Annotated in this window: 11 protein-coding genes; 3 read left to right on the forward strand and 8 right to left on the reverse strand. The window is 51.5% G+C overall.

Annotation, left to right across the window (positions count from 1 at the left end; all coding sequences use genetic code 11):
- Positions 1-23 precede the first annotated feature (23 nt).
- The 3 genes from iadA to DU002_RS09805 all read right to left on the reverse strand — a co-directional run bounded on the left by iadA (position 24) and on the right by DU002_RS09805 (position 5513).
- Positions 24-1193: a beta-aspartyl-peptidase gene (gene iadA, locus DU002_RS09795; RefSeq protein WP_114338199.1), complete on the reverse strand. Its 1170-nt coding sequence runs from the start codon at positions 1191-1193 to the stop codon at positions 24-26.
- A complete protein-coding gene (gene yfcC, locus DU002_RS09800; protein ID WP_233496467.1) occupies positions 1194-2687 on the reverse strand; it encodes a putative basic amino acid antiporter YfcC in 1494 nt (497 codons plus the stop codon).
- A gap of 90 nt (positions 2688-2777) precedes the next feature.
- Positions 2778-5513, reverse strand: coding sequence for a TonB-dependent receptor plug domain-containing protein (locus DU002_RS09805; protein WP_158538019.1), 2736 nt, complete (start codon positions 5511-5513; stop codon positions 2778-2780).
- A 415-nt stretch (positions 5514-5928) separates the two neighbouring features.
- Here DU002_RS09805 and DU002_RS09810 point away from each other — a divergent pair, with 415 nt between their 5' ends.
- Positions 5929-7833 carry a cyanophycinase gene (locus DU002_RS09810; protein WP_114338201.1) on the forward strand — a complete coding sequence of 635 codons (1905 nt, stop codon included), beginning with the start codon at positions 5929-5931 and terminating at the stop codon, positions 7831-7833.
- 214 nt (positions 7834-8047) lie between these two features.
- Positions 8048-10642 (forward strand): bifunctional aconitate hydratase 2/2-methylisocitrate dehydratase, encoded by a 2595-nt coding sequence (acnB, locus tag DU002_RS09815; protein WP_114338202.1) that lies wholly within the window; start codon positions 8048-8050, stop codon positions 10640-10642.
- A 75-nt stretch (positions 10643-10717) separates the two neighbouring features.
- Here the strand turns inward: acnB and DU002_RS09820 are convergent, their stop codons facing one another.
- The 5 genes from DU002_RS09820 to msrP form a co-directional block, all read right to left on the reverse strand.
- Complete coding sequence (locus tag DU002_RS09820) at positions 10718-10996, reverse strand: hypothetical protein (protein ID WP_114338203.1); 279 nt, start codon at positions 10994-10996, stop codon at positions 10718-10720.
- Positions 10997-11119: 123 nt separating this feature from the next.
- Positions 11120-13222: a hypothetical protein gene (locus DU002_RS09825; protein ID WP_114338204.1), complete on the reverse strand. Its 2103-nt coding sequence runs from the start codon at positions 13220-13222 to the stop codon at positions 11120-11122.
- A gap of 125 nt (positions 13223-13347) precedes the next feature.
- On the reverse strand, positions 13348-13878 hold the full coding sequence (locus DU002_RS09830) for a peroxiredoxin family protein (protein ID WP_233496468.1): 531 nt from the start codon (positions 13876-13878) through the stop codon (positions 13348-13350).
- Positions 13879-13940: 62 nt separating this feature from the next.
- Positions 13941-14567: a protein-methionine-sulfoxide reductase heme-binding subunit MsrQ gene (gene msrQ, locus DU002_RS09835; protein WP_114338205.1), complete on the reverse strand. Its 627-nt coding sequence runs from the start codon at positions 14565-14567 to the stop codon at positions 13941-13943.
- Positions 14567-15583, reverse strand: coding sequence for a protein-methionine-sulfoxide reductase catalytic subunit MsrP (gene msrP, locus DU002_RS09840; RefSeq protein ID WP_114338206.1), 1017 nt, complete (start codon positions 15581-15583; stop codon positions 14567-14569). The genes msrQ and msrP overlap by 1 nt, the downstream gene beginning before the upstream one ends.
- Before the next feature lie 310 nt (positions 15584-15893).
- Here msrP and DU002_RS09845 point away from each other — a divergent pair, with 310 nt between their 5' ends.
- A complete protein-coding gene (locus DU002_RS09845) occupies positions 15894-16889 on the forward strand; it encodes an adenosine deaminase (protein WP_114338207.1) in 996 nt (331 codons plus the stop codon).
- Positions 16890-16900: the final 11 nt, after the last annotated feature.

Here is a 16900-nt window from a genome sequence, read left to right on the forward strand (position 1 = left end):
AATCGCACGCTCCGAGCTTTTGCTTACTCAAAGTTTCCCGTGACCATAGCTTTGCCCTGCTCGACCATGCGCTGTCCCTGTGCCCAAACGTCACTTATCTGCAAGCTTTGCTTGTCCATCAGCACGAGATCGGCATCGAGATCGACAGCGATCCGCCCTTTATGCCACAAGTGGAGAATATCCGCAGGGTTTTGCGTCACACAGCTTAAGGCATCACCGATCGCGACTCCATGCTCATTGATTGCCTCACAAAAGCTCCGGTGCAGGCTGCAGACTTGTGCCTGTTGCAGGTCGACCAAGTGGCCTTTTTCGTCAAACAGCGGCAAACTGGCATTCCCGTCTGAGCTGAAGGTGATTTGGCGCAGTGGAACATCAGCTTGAAGCGCACGGGCCAAGGCTTGTGCTGCAGAGACTTCTCCTGCAGCAAGGATCTGAGCCGTGGTGCTGGTGGTAAAGTCGATAAAGCCCCCCTGCTTAGCCCACGCGAGCCCCTGCTGGAATAGGTGTTCACTGCGATTGATATGGGTGGGATAAAATTGGCTGGCGGGGATATTGGACTGACTGACCGCTTGTTGCAGTAGCTCAAGTCCCTCGAGCGCATCTCCCAGATGGATACTGACGATACCTGACTTGCCTGCGAGCATGCCGCCGACACGGGCTTCTGATGCGAGCCTGATTAATTCTTGGCAGGTGATATGGGAAGCGCGGTGGTCGGCAATGGCGACTTCACCCACACCGATCACGTTGGACAGCAGCAGGATATCTTCTTGTACCGTAGTTAACAGTGTTTTCACTGGAAACTGGTACGAGCCGGTATAGCAGTACGCCGATATGCCCAGTTGATTGAGCTCGTTAACTTTGGCGAGCAGGTTCGGCAAGGTGCGCGTGATCGCATCGGTGCCCAACGCCCCTACGATGGTTGTCACACCGGCCGTCGTCGCTTCGGTTAATGCCATCTCTTGGGTGCGCGTGGTAAAACCGCCTTCACCGCCGCCGCCCGTAATATGTACCAGCGAATCGACAAAACCGGGAGTGAGAATGAAGCCTGAGCCATCGATAATATTGACGGCCAGATTACTGCTGATTTTTATTTCATCTTCGATGGCAACTATTTTCCCGCCGCCCATTAGCAGGTCTTTTGTGCCGAGTGGGGTAGGGGTAAACAGTTCAGCTTGTTTAATCAGGGTTAGCATCTATTGATAATCCAAGAATACGGCAGTGATCATAGCCAGCACCGCCAGTCCGAGCAGCGCCAGTTGCAGCCGCCAGACAAATTTAAACCAAATACTCCAGTCCAATCGGGCGACACCAAGACAGCCAACCAGCGATGCAGACGTGGGAATAATTATATTGGTGAGACCATCACCTAGCTGGAACGCCAGCACCGCGACTTGCCGACTCACGCCCACCAGATCTGACAGTGGTGCCATTAGGGGCATGGTCAGTGCGGCTTGGCCAGAACCTGACGCAATAAAGAAATTAAATACCGACTGCAGCGTTAACATCAATACCGCGGCGACACTTTCCGCCATTCCTTCAATGCTTGAGGAGGCGTAAAACAGCAGCGAATTGAGTATGGATGGGGAGGCAGGGTCATCACCACCAAGCAGTAACACCACCCCTTTTGCCATCCCCACCACCAAGGCGGCGGGTAGCAATTCAGCTGCGCCTTGTTTGAAGCCTGCAGATGCATCGTTGGCGGTCAATTTGTTTTGCGGCGAAAACACGGCAATCAAAGCCGCCAACAGGCCAATGGCGAAAAACTGACTGGCGATCTGGGGAATATAGTACTGGTGCTTAATCACGCCCCAAATAACCCACACCATGCCGAGGGCTAAAACCAGCAGGATCAATTTGTCAGTGAGGTTAAAGCTATCCGTTTCCCGTTGTTCGTTTTGATTGAGAAAACAACGGTCGCTTTGATAACTCAGCGAGCTCTCGGGGCGCAGTTTGATTTTACGGGCGTAACGCAAGGTAAACACCAAACCAAACAGGGTTAAAACTAACCAGACCCCCATACGGAATGGTGCTCCTGACATCACTGGGAGGCCTGATATGCCCTGGGCGATGGCGACACTAAAAGGGTTCATCCAACTGGCCGCGAAACCAATCTGGGTTGCCACATAGGTCACCAGCACGGTCGTGATGCTGTCATAACCGAGCCGGATCAGCAGCGGCAACAGGATAATGCAGAAGGCGATCGCTTCCTCACCCATACCAAAAATGGCCCCGCCGAGAGAAAACAGCAGGAACAGCATAGGTAAAAGTGCTTGTTCGAAGCGGCCTCCCCGCTCGATCAACAGCATGATGCCACGATGGATCGCGCCCGTTTTCATGATCATGCCAAAGGCGCCGCCGATCACCAGAATGAAGGCGATCACGCCGATGGCACTGCCCCATTTGCTCCCTGCAACCAAGCCTTCAAACGGCACATTTAACAGGCCGATCTCACCTTGGTCATTGAACAGCGGCATGGCCGTTTGCTGCACCTCTACTGGGGTGTAGCTTCCCGGTACAATCATGGTGCGCTCACTGCCGTTGATCACCTGCTGATCGGTTGTAAACTGCCCCGCGGGTAACAGATAGTTCAATAGCAGTGCGAGTACGGCGACAAAAAACAGGATCACAAACGCATCAGGCATCGCTGGCAAGCGGCGGCTAGGCGGCAGATCTTTTGCTGCAGACATTAATACACCTCATTAATACGTGACCGGTACAAAGCTGTTCAGCACCGGTCACGGAAACCTGATTGCTCACAGGTTAACACGCCAGTTTGGTTAGAATCTTAGCGTGTAGCCGACGGTATAGTAACGTCCCATTGAGTCGTGATTCACCAGATCCACATTGGCGCCCGAGCCATAAGCCACTGGCGGCTCACGATCAAGCAGGTTATCGACATTAAAGCTGACGTAACTCTGCTCCGTGATGTCGTAGCTGAGATAGAGGTCAAATACCGTCCAAGATGGTACTTGGCGACCTTCAGGCACTCCCGATTTATCATGGTCATCGTCGTAGCTGTGGGTATAGTTGGCGCGAATGGAACCGAGGAACTTCTCATAGCTCCAACGGACACGGGCATTGGCTAACCAACGGGGGTGACGCCAGCCGCCAGCCAACTCCTCTTCCGGTGTGCCGCTGCTTAACTGCTGTTTAAAGCTGTTGAGGTAAGTCGCATCCAGCATAAAGGTGAAATCACCCCATTCTGTGGTGCTGAGGCGATAGTCAGACATAATGTCAAAGCCATCGGTTTCTTGGTAACCGAAGTTGACCAGTTCCAAGCGGATCTCTTCGATTTGTGAACCAATGGTACCATCGCGAGTGATAATGCCGATTTCGCCGTCTGCGAGTACCTGATCAGGGTCATCAGGGTTGGTGGGAACCTCAGGCACAACGCGGACTTCACCACGAAGTGCTTGACGGAATAATTCTTCATCGTCGGTACCGACCAGATCTTCATGTTTGTAGTACCAGTAATCGACTTTGAGTGTGAACTCTTCATTGGGACTCCAGATCACGCCCAGGTCATAGCTATCCGCGGTTTCTGCATCCAGATCGTCGTTGCCATAGATCTCACTCAAGTAGCTGTCATCTTGGTCAAAACCACCACAGAAGTTGTCTTGAAACTCGCCGGAGCAGGGCAGTTCCCCCGAGCTGAGGGTTGTTTCTGCTCCAACTTGCGCTAATGACGGAGCGCGGAACGATTGTGCCCACGAACCGCGAAGCACTAATGAATCCAGTGGTTGGTAACGGAAACCGACTTTTGGGCTCACGTCGCTGCCGAACGACTCATATTCATCAAAGCGCACAGCCAGTTGCAGGTCTAACTGCTCGGTCACCGGCACGCCAAATTCGCTGTAAACGGCATAGGCCCAGCGGTCGGCATGGGCTTCGGTGGAACCGAAACCAAATACCGGTACTTCGTTGTCGTTATCCGGATCGGCTTTAGCCAGTTCTGATGGATTATCGTCGACTTTTTCTTTGCGATACTCGGCACCAAAAGCGGCCACCACATCACCGGCCGGCAATTCAAACAGCTCGCCGCTAACTTTGGCATCAACCACGGTGAGTTCGGATTCACCGTCACGGGGTACGCTGGCGCGCATCAAATCAGCAATGGCCGGGTCGCCATTTTGTTGCCCGTCAAATACGTTGTACCACAGTCCATCGACATCGGGATCACAGCCTGTCGTGCCATCTGGGCAAAGCTCACCGCTGAGTGCTGCTTTGAATTTTTCTACCTCGTAGATCCCCGCAGTGGCTTTCTGTTCGTTGTCGTTTTTGCCCCATAGCACTGAGGTTTCCCAACTCCAGTCGGCAAACTCGCCCTGCAGGCCACTGACAAAACGATAGTTTTCAGATTTGACTTTCACTGTGCGGGCATCAGGGAAGCGGCCCCAAGCGAAGATCGGGTAGTCGGGGTCCACGCCGGCATTATCAAAGCGATCTCGCAGCTCCTGTGGCATATCGGGGTAGTCATAGGAGACCGGTGCGTCATCGCCGGAGAACGGCGCGGGTTCGCTGTTGCTTTTGCTGTCTTTGTGGCTGTACATAAACTCATTGAACCAGCGGACGCCGTTGTCGAAGTTGTAGTCCACTGTGGCAATGGCACTGATCGTTTCCATCTCTGGCAGCGTGACGGTATAGGCGTTGCGGTTCAGTTCACAGTATTCACCGAATGAACCTGTGCCTTGCTGACCTTCCGGGCAGGAGGCTTCGACGAAGTCTCCTATTTCCGGTACGTCCATCGCCCATAAATCGTTATAGCTGGGGTAGATCCCCTGTTGACTGGGGCGCGGTTCAACGGCCGTCGCGCTGCGGTCACGGTCATACAATGCGTTGCGTTTAAAGTAATCGACACTGCCCATCGCCTGCCAGCCACCTTCGGCCAAACCATAGGTCAGGTTCAGGTTCTTTTTGCTGTCATCGCTGTCATCTTCGGAGTCACCGTAGCTTGCGTTTAACTCCAGCCCTTCAAAATCTTTCTTCAGAATAAAGTTAACCACACCGGCGACCGCATCGGCACCGTAGATTGCCGATGCGCCCGAGGTGAGCACTTCAACACGCTCTACAGCGGCCAGTGGAATACCGTTAACGTCAACAAAGGATTCGCTGCCATTGGCAAATGAGCTGACGGAAACGCGGCGGCCGTTAATCAGTGTTAGTGTCGATGAGGTGCCGAGGCCGCGCAGCGATATTCCCGCGGCACCGGCGGGAGAATCGCCCTGTTTTGCCCCCGACAACGCGGTGGAGAAGGTGCCCGCGCCGCCGCCAAATTGCGGGATCTGTTTCAGCAGGTCGATCACAGTGTCGGCACCTGAGGTGCGGATATCCTCTTCGCTGATGGTGATGACGGGCAGCGCGCCCTCCATGTCGACACCTTTGAGATGCGAGCCTGTGACCTGAATACGCTCCACATCGGCTTCAGTATCGAGTGTGCTGGTGGCAGGCTCTTCTGCCATTGCTATAGGTGAAAGCAGCAGGCTAATGGCTGCAGAAATAACGGTCTTTTTCATGGTGAAACCCCTGGGATTACCCTGTTCGCCGCTGTCGAGCAACCCTATTGGCTGGGCTTTACGATGACCCCGGCGCATGGATAACAAGCGCAGCAGTGCCAAAGGCAAGACAGGTTCGATGATGTATTAAATGGTTTGGGCTGGAGGCGTCGCGTTACCCGAACACGCCCGAGGCTGCGAAGGGATCGCAGTCAGGAAGACGTGCTGTTTCTATTCGTCAAACCACTCACTGAGGTAAAAATTCTGATAGTGGTAGTTTGACAGTGATATCGCTTTTTTCAGCATGTCGCTGATATCTCCATCAAGGGTCAATCATCAAGCTCCGGTGAGCTTGTTATTAATCAGTAGCAGAAATATTGCGGTCGTGTCAATGGCGTGTTAATGCTGAAAAAGGGCTAAATAATGGAGATCGTCGATGAAGTCGTTATGGTTGCTGGTTTTTTTTGGTGGGCTGACCTGTTCATCTTTTTTGGCTCAAGGGACAACGTCTGTTGACCCACAACGGGTGCCTTATCGTTTGCTGCTGGCGGGTGGCGGATTGGCAACTTGCAGCTCTATGGCATTGAAAAATTGCACTGAAGAGGGCAAGCAGATACTGGCTACAGTGCCAGGTAAAACCACCCTGCTGTATCGTTTGTCACAAGCAAAATTGGCGCGTCTGTCGCAAGCCCCTTGGTGGCAGCCAGAGCGCGCGATATTGCGGGATGATTGGCTGGCGCTGCTGAAGCGGGTTTACGCTGTCCATGGAGAAAAAGATTGGCCGAAAACGGCATTTTTAGAATTATTAAAAAGCAGCGAAATAGAGGTTAATGGTCGTGAAATTGTTGGAAAGTCGTTGTTATCATCGCTAAATGATCAAGAGTGGTTTGGCAGTTTAGACCTGTTAGAGGAAGCGCAGTTCAGAGGGGGAGAACGCAGCAAAGAGATCGTTGCTCTGAGCTACAACAGAAATCCATTTTCGGTCGAAATCTATCAGCAATTTGTGCAGATGGCCGCCCAAGTCAGAGTCGCGAAACAATCATTGGCGATGCAGAAAGAGGCGCAGACTGAGCTAGTTCCCCCTAAGATTGGGGTGATTACGGCGTCATCACGGGATCCATTTGAGGCGGTTGATTTCTACACTGGAGTGTTCGCGGCTGCGGGAGCGGAAGCGGTATGGGTGCCGATTGATGCTGCGATGTTAGCTACCCGTCGCCATGCGGCAATTGTTGACGGTGTTTACGATTGCTCAGAGCTAGATAATAACCGCGAAGTACTACTCAAAAGCTTTGAACGAGAACGCATTTATCCACATTTAATAGAGCGCCAGAGGGTGATGTGCCAACAAGTTGATCGTGTCAGTCGCTTGTTAAAGAGTTTGGATGGGGTGTTCTTTAATGGCGGCGACCAAAGCCTCACCCGCGCCGCTTTGGTCGAGCCTGACGGCAGTGACAGCGAGTGGTTATCGATCATTCGTCAGCAGTATGAAGGTGGCTTGTTGACGGTGGGGGGCACCAGTGCAGGCACCGCCGTCATGAGCGGGAAGTTGGGCGAAAAAACACCGCCTATGATCAGTAACGGCAGCAGTTATCAGGGGCTTACTGGAGGGGCGATTGCCGTTTCCGCGCCATCTTCACGCTGTACACCGGAGCAAACCTGTGGTGATGAATTCGCAGGTGAGAAAATGTTGCTGGGGGACAGTCTTACCTATCATGCCAACGGCGGGTTACGCCTGTTTCCTTGGGGGGTGTTAGATACTCACTTCTCTGAGCGTGGGCGACAGGGGCGGTTAATGAAGTTGGCTGTAGATACTGATACCCGATTTGGTTTCGGTGTTGATGAAGCCACCGCCTTGCAGGTCGCGGGACCAGAATATTCTGCGGATAGAAGTACGGTTTTTCGGGTGATTGGTCAGGGCGGGGTCTATCTGATTGACACACACGATACGCAGATCATAGACACGCCGAAAGGGAAGAAGCTGAAGGGTGTGATTAGCCATTATTTGACGCGTGATGATACGGCGTCGCTATCAACAGTCCAGCAGTTGCAGATACAGTTTGCGTCGTGGAAAAAGCGGCCAGTGGAGCATCAGATGGTCGCGAAGCGGCTGACCAGTGAAGATCTCCTGGTTGCCGATCATTACAAGAAATTGGCCGAGGCGTTTTGTTATAGTCGCGCCAGTAAGGCTAATGGGCGCAGTTATCGTCGAGATCCCGAATGGTGGTTAACACTGAGTAAAACTGAGCAAACACAAATAGCTGTGGCTAAGGTCGATGTGAATGGTGAGCCGCGACATTGGTGTAGTTACCAACATATGTTGGTGACTTTTGAACCGGGTTAACCAATCGTTGAGGAGGGATTGCTGTCAAAGTCTTCGATGTAAGGGGCAGAACGACGTTTTTCATGCTGGAAGTCGAGTTTAAACGGCTGTTTGAAAGTTCACTCTTCAACCAAAACTCTATATACTGCCCGCACCCCATAAGAGGGAAAAATAACAAAACCGTCAGGGATTGTTGCTGCAACTAGCAACTTAAAGCTAACAAGAGGAACTCACCGTGTTAGAAGCCTACCGTAAACACGTTGAAGAGCGAGCTGCTCAAGGCGTTGTTCCCAAGCCACTGAATGCTGAACAAACAGCACAGTTGGTTGAATTACTAAAGAATCCACCTGCAGGTGAAGATGCAATTTTACTGGACCTGCTGGAAAACCGTATCCCCCCAGGTGTTGATGAAGCGGCGTATGTAAAAGCCGGTTTTCTAGCTGCCGTCGCTAAAGGCGAAGTTAGCTCTCCTATTGTTGATGCCGAGAAAGCAACCCACCTGCTAGGTACCATGCAGGGTGGTTATAACGTACAACCGTTAGTTGATCTGTTGGATGTCGATGCACTGGCTCCGCTGGCTGCCACGGCGTTGTCTCACACTTTATTGGTGTTTGATGCGTTCTACGACGTGGAAGAGAAAGCCAAAGCAGGCAATGCTTTCGCGAAGCAGGTGATGGAGTCTTGGGCAGATGCTGAGTGGTATTTGAGCAAGCCAGAAGTCCCTGAGTCTGCGAAGCTAACTGTATTTAAAGTTACCGGCGAAACTAATACCGATGACCTGTCTCCGGCCCCTGATGCATGGAGCCGTCCTGATATCCCTCTGCACGCGTTAGCTATGCTGAAAAACGCCCGTGAAGGGATCAACCCTGATGAGCCAGGTAGCATCGGCCCAATGAAGCAGATTGAAGCGCTTCAGGCTAAAGGTAATCCTTTAGTTTATGTGGGTGATGTTGTTGGTACAGGCTCAAGCCGTAAGTCAGCCACCAACTCAGTGTTGTGGTTGATGGGTGACGATATCCCATACGTGCCGAATAAGCGCGGTGGTGGCTTCTGTTTAGGCGGAAAGATTGCGCCTATCTTCTTCAATACCATGGAAGATGCAGGTGCATTACCTATCGAGCTGGACGTTTCCAAGTTGGAGATGGGTGACGAGATCGTTATCTATCCTCATGCTGGCAAGGTCGAAAAGAACGGTGAAGTGGTTTCTGAGTTTGAACTGAAAACCGACGTGCTGCTTGATGAAGTGCGTGCCGGTGGCCGTATTCCATTGATCATTGGCCGTGGTTTAACTGATCGTGCCCGTGAAGCCCTTGGTTTGCCAGCGTCAGAAGTCTTTAACCGCCCAGCGGTTGTGGCTGATACAGGCAAAGGCTACTCCTTAGCCCAGAAAATGGTGGGTAAGGCGTGTGGCGTAGACGGTATTCGTCCAGGCCAATACTGCGAACCTAAGATGACCACCGTGGGATCTCAGGACACAACCGGTCCTATGACTCGTGATGAGCTAAAAGATCTGGCGTGTTTAGGCTTCTCAGCCGATCTCACCATGCAGTCATTCTGTCACACCTCGGCATATCCTAAGCCGGTGGATGTCACGACTCATCATACCCTGCCTGATTTTATTATGAACCGTGGTGGTGTCGCACTGCGTCCAGGTGATGGCGTGATCCACAGTTGGCTGAACCGTATGTTGCTGCCTGATACCGTGGGTACCGGTGGTGACTCTCACACCCGTTTCCCTATCGGTATCTCGTTCCCTGCGGGCTCAGGTTTGGTGGCATTTGCCGCAGCCACTGGCGTTATGCCGTTGGATATGCCTGAATCAGTCTTGGTTCGTTTCAAAGGTGAGATGCAACCGGGCGTGACGTTGCGTGATTTGGTACATGCCATTCCACTACAGGCGATCAAAGAGGGTCACCTCACCGTAGAGAAAGCGGGCAAGAAGAATATCTTCTCAGGCCGTATCCTTGAAATTGAAGGCGTTGAATCGCTGACCGTGGAGCAGGCGTTTGAATTGTCAGATGCTTCTGCGGAGCGTTCTGCTGCGGGCTGTACGATCAAGCTGGGTGAAGATCCGATCATCGAATATCTCAACTCTAATATCGTGATGTTGAAGTGGATGATTGCCGAAGGCTACGGTGACCGCCGTACTATTGAGCGTCGTATTAAGGCGATGGAAGCATGGATCGCTGATCCACAGCTGATGGAAGCCGATGCCGATGCCGATTATGCTGCCGTGATCGAGATCGATCTCAATGAGATCAAAGAGCCTATTCTTTGCTGCCCGAACGACCCTGACGATGCGAAGACTTTGTCGGAAGTTGCTGGTGTTGGCATCGATGAAGTGTTTATCGGTTCTTGTATGACCAATATTGGTCACTTCCGTGCGGCTGGTAAGTTGCTAGAGAAGCATTCCGGTCAACTGCCTACTCGCTTGTGGGTGGCTCCGCCAACCAAGATGGATGCAAGCCAGTTAACAGCTGAAGGTTATTACAGCATTTACGGTAAAGTTGGTGCGCGTACTGAGTCTCCAGGTTGTTCACTGTGTATGGGTAACCAGGCGCGAGTGGCTGATAATGCCACGGTTGTGTCTACGTCTACCCGTAACTTCCCTAACCGTTTAGGTACGGGAGCCAATGTGTATCTGGCGTCAGCTGAGTTAGCCGCCGTGGCTTCTATTATTGGTAAAATCCCAACAGCAGAAGAGTACGGCGTATACGCGAAATCTATCGATGCGACAGCTGAGGACACTTATCGTTACCTCAACTTCCATCAGATGGAAGAGTACACCAAGAAAGCGGACGAGGTGATTTTCCAGACCGCTGAAGTGTAGTGCTCCACTGCTATTAAAAACCCGCTGCGGCGGGTTTTTTTGTTTGTCACTACTCGCTTCGTGAGCTATCTAAAGCTACTCAGGTGGGCGCTTGTTATACGGGGTGTTTGATTCAGTTAATTGATTAACTGCCATATTGACATCCACCTGATGGCTACGACAAACATCGAACGCTAGATTGAACATCGCTTTGCGATCACGATCCAGCGGCTCCTTAAATGCTTTGTTTAGTGCTTGGGTGCAAGCAGCTAAGGCATACTCAGCTTCTAGTGCAGGTAAGGTGGCATTTGCCGCACTGGAAATTGACCACGCCAATAAAACCAGTCCGACAGTGGGTAACGACAGTTTATTCACGATATCACGCTCTAATTATTTTCTTTGGTCACTTTTCGGTTGATACAACAGCGGCAATCATGGTCCTGAGCCGTTTGTCATGGTGTAGCAGCTATGGTGCGCGGTTGATATCTTTACGGTTTATCACCATCGCACACCATCGATCCTTAGAGGGCGTGATGTTGCAAAAGGTTCCAGTGTCGGATGACGTTTTACTATCTGTTGATAGCGTATTGGCGTGACATATTTAAGTGCAGCCATACGGTTTAGGTGACTGGGACGGACCTGAATTTGGCGTAAAAGCAGTGGCATCTGCGCAACCCACCTTGGATCAGTATCGCCCTCGGCTAATCGCTCCAATAATGCATCTAGGGGATCGCTGGCTCTGGGCTCCTGGTTATCAATCACAGACTGCTCTACCAGCCAATAGGCTAACTCTGGGTAGCCGTTTTGAATGGCTAGAAAGCCTAAGGGGCGTCCGGCGTCATCATGATAACTATTGAGATCTAATCCAGCGATCTGCAGAGCTTTCAGAGTGGCTATGCGGTTGAATGACACCATGGAAAGAACGGCTTCGCCGGTCGGTTGATAGCCTTGGCTGATTAATGCTGAAAGTTCTGTATTTTCGAGTCCCTGTGTCATTCTCGAGTAGGCCAGCTGGTAGAGGCTCTCTATTTGGTCATTGCTTAACGGCTGTTTTTCTAGATGTGCCGCGAGTTGTTCTGACCAATCGCTACCTTCTTGCTGTAATGCTTCGAGTAGGGTAATAAAGTTCGCTTCTAGTAGCTGGGCTTCACTCGCTTGAGCGTTGGGTTCAGCTTCTTCATAGGCATTGAGAGCGGTATTACTGCCTTGAGAGATCAGCCGCGCATCGACCAGACTTGGATCTTGAACATACAGCTTATCTAACAGGGCTTCTTCGGCAATTGGCTGTTTTTCCGCGGCCGAGAGAATTTCAAAGCTATCAATTTTTTGCCAGTTGGCATCCGAGTGTTGTAACAGCTCGGCTAAATTTTTCTCACAAGCCTGTTGCGCACCCAGGGCATCTTCGTTTTTTTGCCACAATGCCAGCATCGGAGCTAGCTCATTGCGCAGTAACTGTAACCGTTGCAGTTGTTCGCCACTTAGTTGGCGAACAAGATCTCGCTGAGGTATCGAAATAGCTTCCAGTTGCTGCCGCATCTCTGCAGAGAGGTCGTGGCCCCAGCCCCAAAGGTGCCAGTGGTCATACTGCTCATCAGGTAGGCGATAAGCGGCACTGTCTCCCTGCTCAATAAGCAGTTCAATCATAGGCTTGAACTGCTGCTCAAAGCTTGCTTTATCTTCAATGCTGGAGCGAGCATAGCCTGCCAACGCATGCTCTAACGGTGTGGCTTCATCTGGTGTGCTTTGGATGGTGGCGCCAAGTTCAAATGCTTGTTGCGCCAGTTCCATATTGCCTTGCTGAGCTGCGGCCTTAAGTAATAGATCTGGATCGTAATCGCCTTGCGTCACCCCTGCTTGGTAACGGATGAGCCAGCGATTGTTAGCCGAGAGGCCATCATTATTAGCATCCATGATCAGTAGGCTGATTAGCTCGCGCTCATTCGGACGATAGCGTTCGGCGATAGCTTCTAGGAGAGGTGAGGGAAAGCGATTGCCGCGATCTAACATTAGCATCACACCCAAGGTGCGTTGGATATCAATCTCTGGGTAGTCTATTTCCAATCCCGGTAACCCAACCCAGTTACTGATGGAATATGAGAGATCGATAGTGCCATTTTCAATATCAGTAAGAAACTTATCCCAATCTTCCGCTTCCACATGGGACTTTAAACGACTGACCAAGACTAACCGCTCTATGTCGGGGGGCTCTACATGGATATCTTCAGGGGTTGCTGTTGCACGTGATATTTGCCATAGCTGATACGGCTGCAACTCTTGTTTTAATGCCTGCAGAGTGCCCAAAGATAAACCGTTGTTGATAGCGTTCTGCAGCGTTTGCTGAGCCTGAACATGGACGGATAGTTGTTGTGTTGCTAGCTCTAGCTTCTCTTGTTCGCAGCTGGCTTGCGTTGCTACGATATTTTCAAGTGGTGGCAAGCGTGTTTGGGTTTGTGGCTCGGTAGCAATTTGCGTTAGCGGCTCTGGCTTTAATGCTGGATTTAATGTCGGTGGCGAAGGTAGCTGGCTCGGCCACAGCATCAATACGCCCAGCAAGCCGAGGATAACAATTCCGAAGATAATCAGGCCACGCAGTAAAGGCATACGCCAATTCCGTTTGATTTTTAACCGATACTAGCATGGCTGAGAATTGCAAAAAGATCAGCTGTCACATAACCGGCGAATCTCACCTTTTAGCTGAGAGATTAACGCGCGTCAAAACCTAGGGGTTATTTTTTCATTAGCTGTTTAGTGGCGGTGATAAGCGCCACGTCATTGGGGTCCGAGGTGTTGGTGACGTACACCAGATAACCTTGGCTATCAATGAGCAGGGTAGTGGGTGTGCCTCGGACGCCATAAAGCGCGGCGACTTGTTCACCCTGAACGGCCGTCTTAAAGCTGATCCCCCGTTGTTTCAATACTGCCCCTGGGGTGGCGTCGTCATCTTCACGGAAGCTAATCGCTACCGCAGCAAGTCCCTGCTCTTGATATTGCTGATAGAGGGCATCTAACCCTGGTTGGACTTTCTTACAATACGGGCACCATGTCGCCCAGAAATGCAGGATAAGTGGCTGACCATGAAAGTCGGCTAATCTGATCGTCTCACCGGTTTCAGTTTGCAATGCCCAGTCCGGCGCTTTTACCTTTGCTTCGGCAGCTTGCACTGTGCTGATTGCCAGTCCCATCAGCAGCACGACGGTGTTCATGCTGAAGAGAAAATAGCGTTGAAACAGGTGGCTGACGGAACGACGATGGGACATTGCATACCTCGATTTTTAATGAATTTCTGCTCTCGCTTAACTAGACAGAGGAAAGCGAGGTTTTATTTCATCGATGAAGATAAGCGCTGCCGCCACATACGTTTGAACTTGTCCCGGCGCAGCCACAGCAGAATAAAGACGATAGCAAAGTATATCAGTGGCTCGCCGATATACGCTTTTACTGACCAGTAGTAGTGCACCACGATGGCGGGAAGCCCTAGATAGACCCAGTTATGCAGCTGTTGCCAGCGTTTACCCAAACGCCGCTGCATACTTTTGGTTGAGGTGATGGTGAGCGCCAGTAGTACCAGATAAGCCGCCATCCCCAAGGTGATATAGGGACGTTGAATCACCTCTGAAATAAATAGCGCAAACGCCAGTTGCAGATCAAACCAGAGAAAACTGAGGATATGTAACGAAGCAAAGAAAAAAGCATACAACCCCAGTAGTCGACGCAGGCGGAGCCAGAGGGGCTCGCGGCGCCACCGGCTCAGTGGGGTGACACAGAGAGTCAGGAGCAGCAAGTTAAGCGATGCTTTGCCGTAAAAATGAATGATCGCCTTAACCGGATCGCCGCCGAGCTGGTCAGTGATGCCGAGATAGAAAGCACCCACGGCGGTCAGTAGGCAGGCAAGATGAGTAAAGCTCTTTAGTGCCAACAAGCGTGGCTGAGTAGAGAGTATCCGCATCAGTAATCTTTGCTTAGGTCCATATTGTTATACAGCGCAGCGACTTCGCCAGCGTAGCCATTAAACAGTTGTGTTGGTACCCGCTGTTGGTCGAATAGACCACCGCTGGTCAGTAGGCGCTCACTGGCTTGAGACCAGCGTGGATGACTGACTTTGGGATTGACGTTGGCATAGAAGCCATATTCATGGGGGGCTAATATGTTCCAGGTTGTCGGTGGTTGATAGCTGGTAAAACTGATCCGTACAATTGATTTAATGCTCTTAAAGCCGTACTTCCATGGTACCACCAGGCGCATAGGAGCGCCGTTTTGTGGTGGTAGCGTTTTGCCATACATACCGACAGCCATCAATGTCAGAGGGTGCATCGCTTCATCAATGCGCAAGCCTTCCACGTAGGGGTAGTCGATCCCTCCGCCTTGCCAGGCATTACGCTGCCCAGGCATCTGCTCGGGATCAACCAGCGTTTCGAAGGCGACATAGCGCGCTTTGGACGTGGGCTTAAACTGTTTCAGCAGCTCTCCTAAGGGAAAACCTACCCAGGGGATCACCATGGACCAGGCTTCGACGCAACGCAGACGATAGATACGCTCCTGTAACGACACTTTCTTCAGGATATCTTCATAGTCGAAGCGACCAGTGATCTCCGCTTCACCATCAATAGTTACTTGCCAAGGGCTGGTGCGGAATTTTTGTGCGTTGTTGACCGGGTCGTCTTTGCTCGTGCCAAATTCGTAGAAATTGTTGTAACTGATCGCTTTCTTTTCCGCGGTTATCACCATATTTTCCGCGCGCGCTTGTGGCTTGAATTTGAGAGTTTGACGCGGGGCTGCAACATCGTCATCGTCGCTGCCAAACCAACCCGCTGCATGTGCGCTGTTGGGTAGGGCAGCGGCGATCGATACGCCTCCCGCCGCCCCTGCCAGCTGTTTGATGAACTTACGCCGTTGCTGGTAAACCGCCTCATCCGTAATATCTGCCTCGGTGAGCTCACTGGCTTTTGGTGATCGGATCAGCATCTCTTTACTCCATCGTTGGCCGTTGGCCAATTGGTTATGATGATTTTGGCGCTTATTCGTTGGTTGAGTAGACCGTATCAGAGCGAGAACTATTTCAAGACTTTGAGTATAACGGTCTCATACTATTTAGGTCGTCACCCAGGGGATACTGATTCTGTGATCCGAGTCATGACCTCATGGTGAGGTTTACGGCAGGCTAGCCGACCCAGATCGCAACAGGTGGGCGAAAGCGCGAGAAGCGTGCGCGCCTCCCTGTTATTCTTCATCTATTGATGAATGCCATCGAGCCTTAATCTGTAAGGAGCTGTTCATGGATTTCGCCACACTCAAGCAACTGCCCAAGGCAGAATTGCATCTGCACATCGAAGGCACCTTAGAGCCGGAAATGTTGTTTCAACTGGCGGACAAAAATCAGGTGGTGCTGCCCTATGCAGATATCGACGCTGTGCGCGCCGCTTACCAGTTCAACTCATTGCAGGATTTTCTCGATCTCTATTATCAGGGCATGTCTGTGTTGCAGACGGCCAGTGATTTTTACGATCTGACATGGGCGTATCTGGAGCGTTGTCAGGCTGATGGCGTGGTACATACAGAGATCTTTTTTGATCCCCAGGGGCATACGGTTCGTGGTATCGCGATTGATGTGGTGATCGATGGTATCAGCCGGGCGATCGCTCAAGCTCACACCCAGCTCGGTTTATCTGCCAGCTTGATCCCCTGTTTTTTGCGCCATTTAAGTGAACAGGATGCCCTTGATACCTGGCAGGAACTGCAACCTCACCTAGCGCATTTTGTTGCTGTGGGTTTAGATTCATCAGAGTTAGGGCATCCGCCTGAAAAGTTCGAACGGGTATTTGCTTTGGTGCGAGATGCGGGGTTGAAAGTGGTTGCTCATGCGGGTGAAGAGGGGCCAGCCGCATATATCCTTGGCGCGTTGGATAGCCTGAAAGCCGATCGCATCGACCATGGGGTACGTTGCTTGGAAGATAAAGCACTCGTTGATCGTCTAGTGGCAGAGCAGATCCCGCTGACGGTGTGTCCGTTTTCCAATATCAAGCTTAAAGTGTTTGCAGATCTGGCGAGCAGCAATCTGCAAGCGCTGTTGGATGCGGGACTCTGCGTCACCATTAACTCTGATGACCCGGCCTATTTTGGTGGTTATATCAATGACAATATTCTGCAGGCTGCCGCAGCGCAACAACTGAACGATGAACAGATCCGAGTGTTGCTAGGGAATAGCTTCAAGGCGAGTTTTTTACCCGAGGAGCAAAAGCAGGCGTTCTTACAACAGTTAGCTGAATGCTGATACGCGTGTCT

The organism is Corallincola holothuriorum (assembly GCF_003336225.1).
GTDB classification, from domain to species: Bacteria; Pseudomonadota; Gammaproteobacteria; order Enterobacterales; family Neiellaceae; genus Corallincola; species Corallincola holothuriorum.

Coding starts and splice junctions, on each gene's coding strand:
- DU002_RS09830 (WP_233496468.1), bottom strand. CDS start 13,878: ATGTCCCATCGTCGTTCCGTCAGCCACCTGTTTCAACGCTATTTTCTC.
- DU002_RS09825 (WP_114338204.1), bottom strand. CDS start 13,222: ATGCCTTTACTGCGTGGCCTGATTATCTTCGGAATTGTTATCCTCGGC.
- yfcC (WP_233496467.1), bottom strand. CDS start 2,687: ATGTCTGCAGCAAAAGATCTGCCGCCTAGCCGCCGCTTGCCAGCGATG.
- msrQ (WP_114338205.1), bottom strand. CDS start 14,567: ATGCGGATACTCTCTACTCAGCCACGCTTGTTGGCACTAAAGAGCTTT.
- DU002_RS09845 (WP_114338207.1), top strand. CDS start 15,894: ATGGATTTCGCCACACTCAAGCAACTGCCCAAGGCAGAATTGCATCTG.
- DU002_RS09805 (WP_158538019.1), bottom strand. CDS start 5,513: ATGAAAAAGACCGTTATTTCTGCAGCCATTAGCCTGCTGCTTTCACCT.
- DU002_RS09810 (WP_114338201.1), top strand. CDS start 5,929: ATGAAGTCGTTATGGTTGCTGGTTTTTTTTGGTGGGCTGACCTGTTCA.
- msrP (WP_114338206.1), bottom strand. CDS start 15,583: ATGCTGATCCGATCACCAAAAGCCAGTGAGCTCACCGAGGCAGATATT.
- iadA (WP_114338199.1), bottom strand. CDS start 1,193: ATGCTAACCCTGATTAAACAAGCTGAACTGTTTACCCCTACCCCACTC.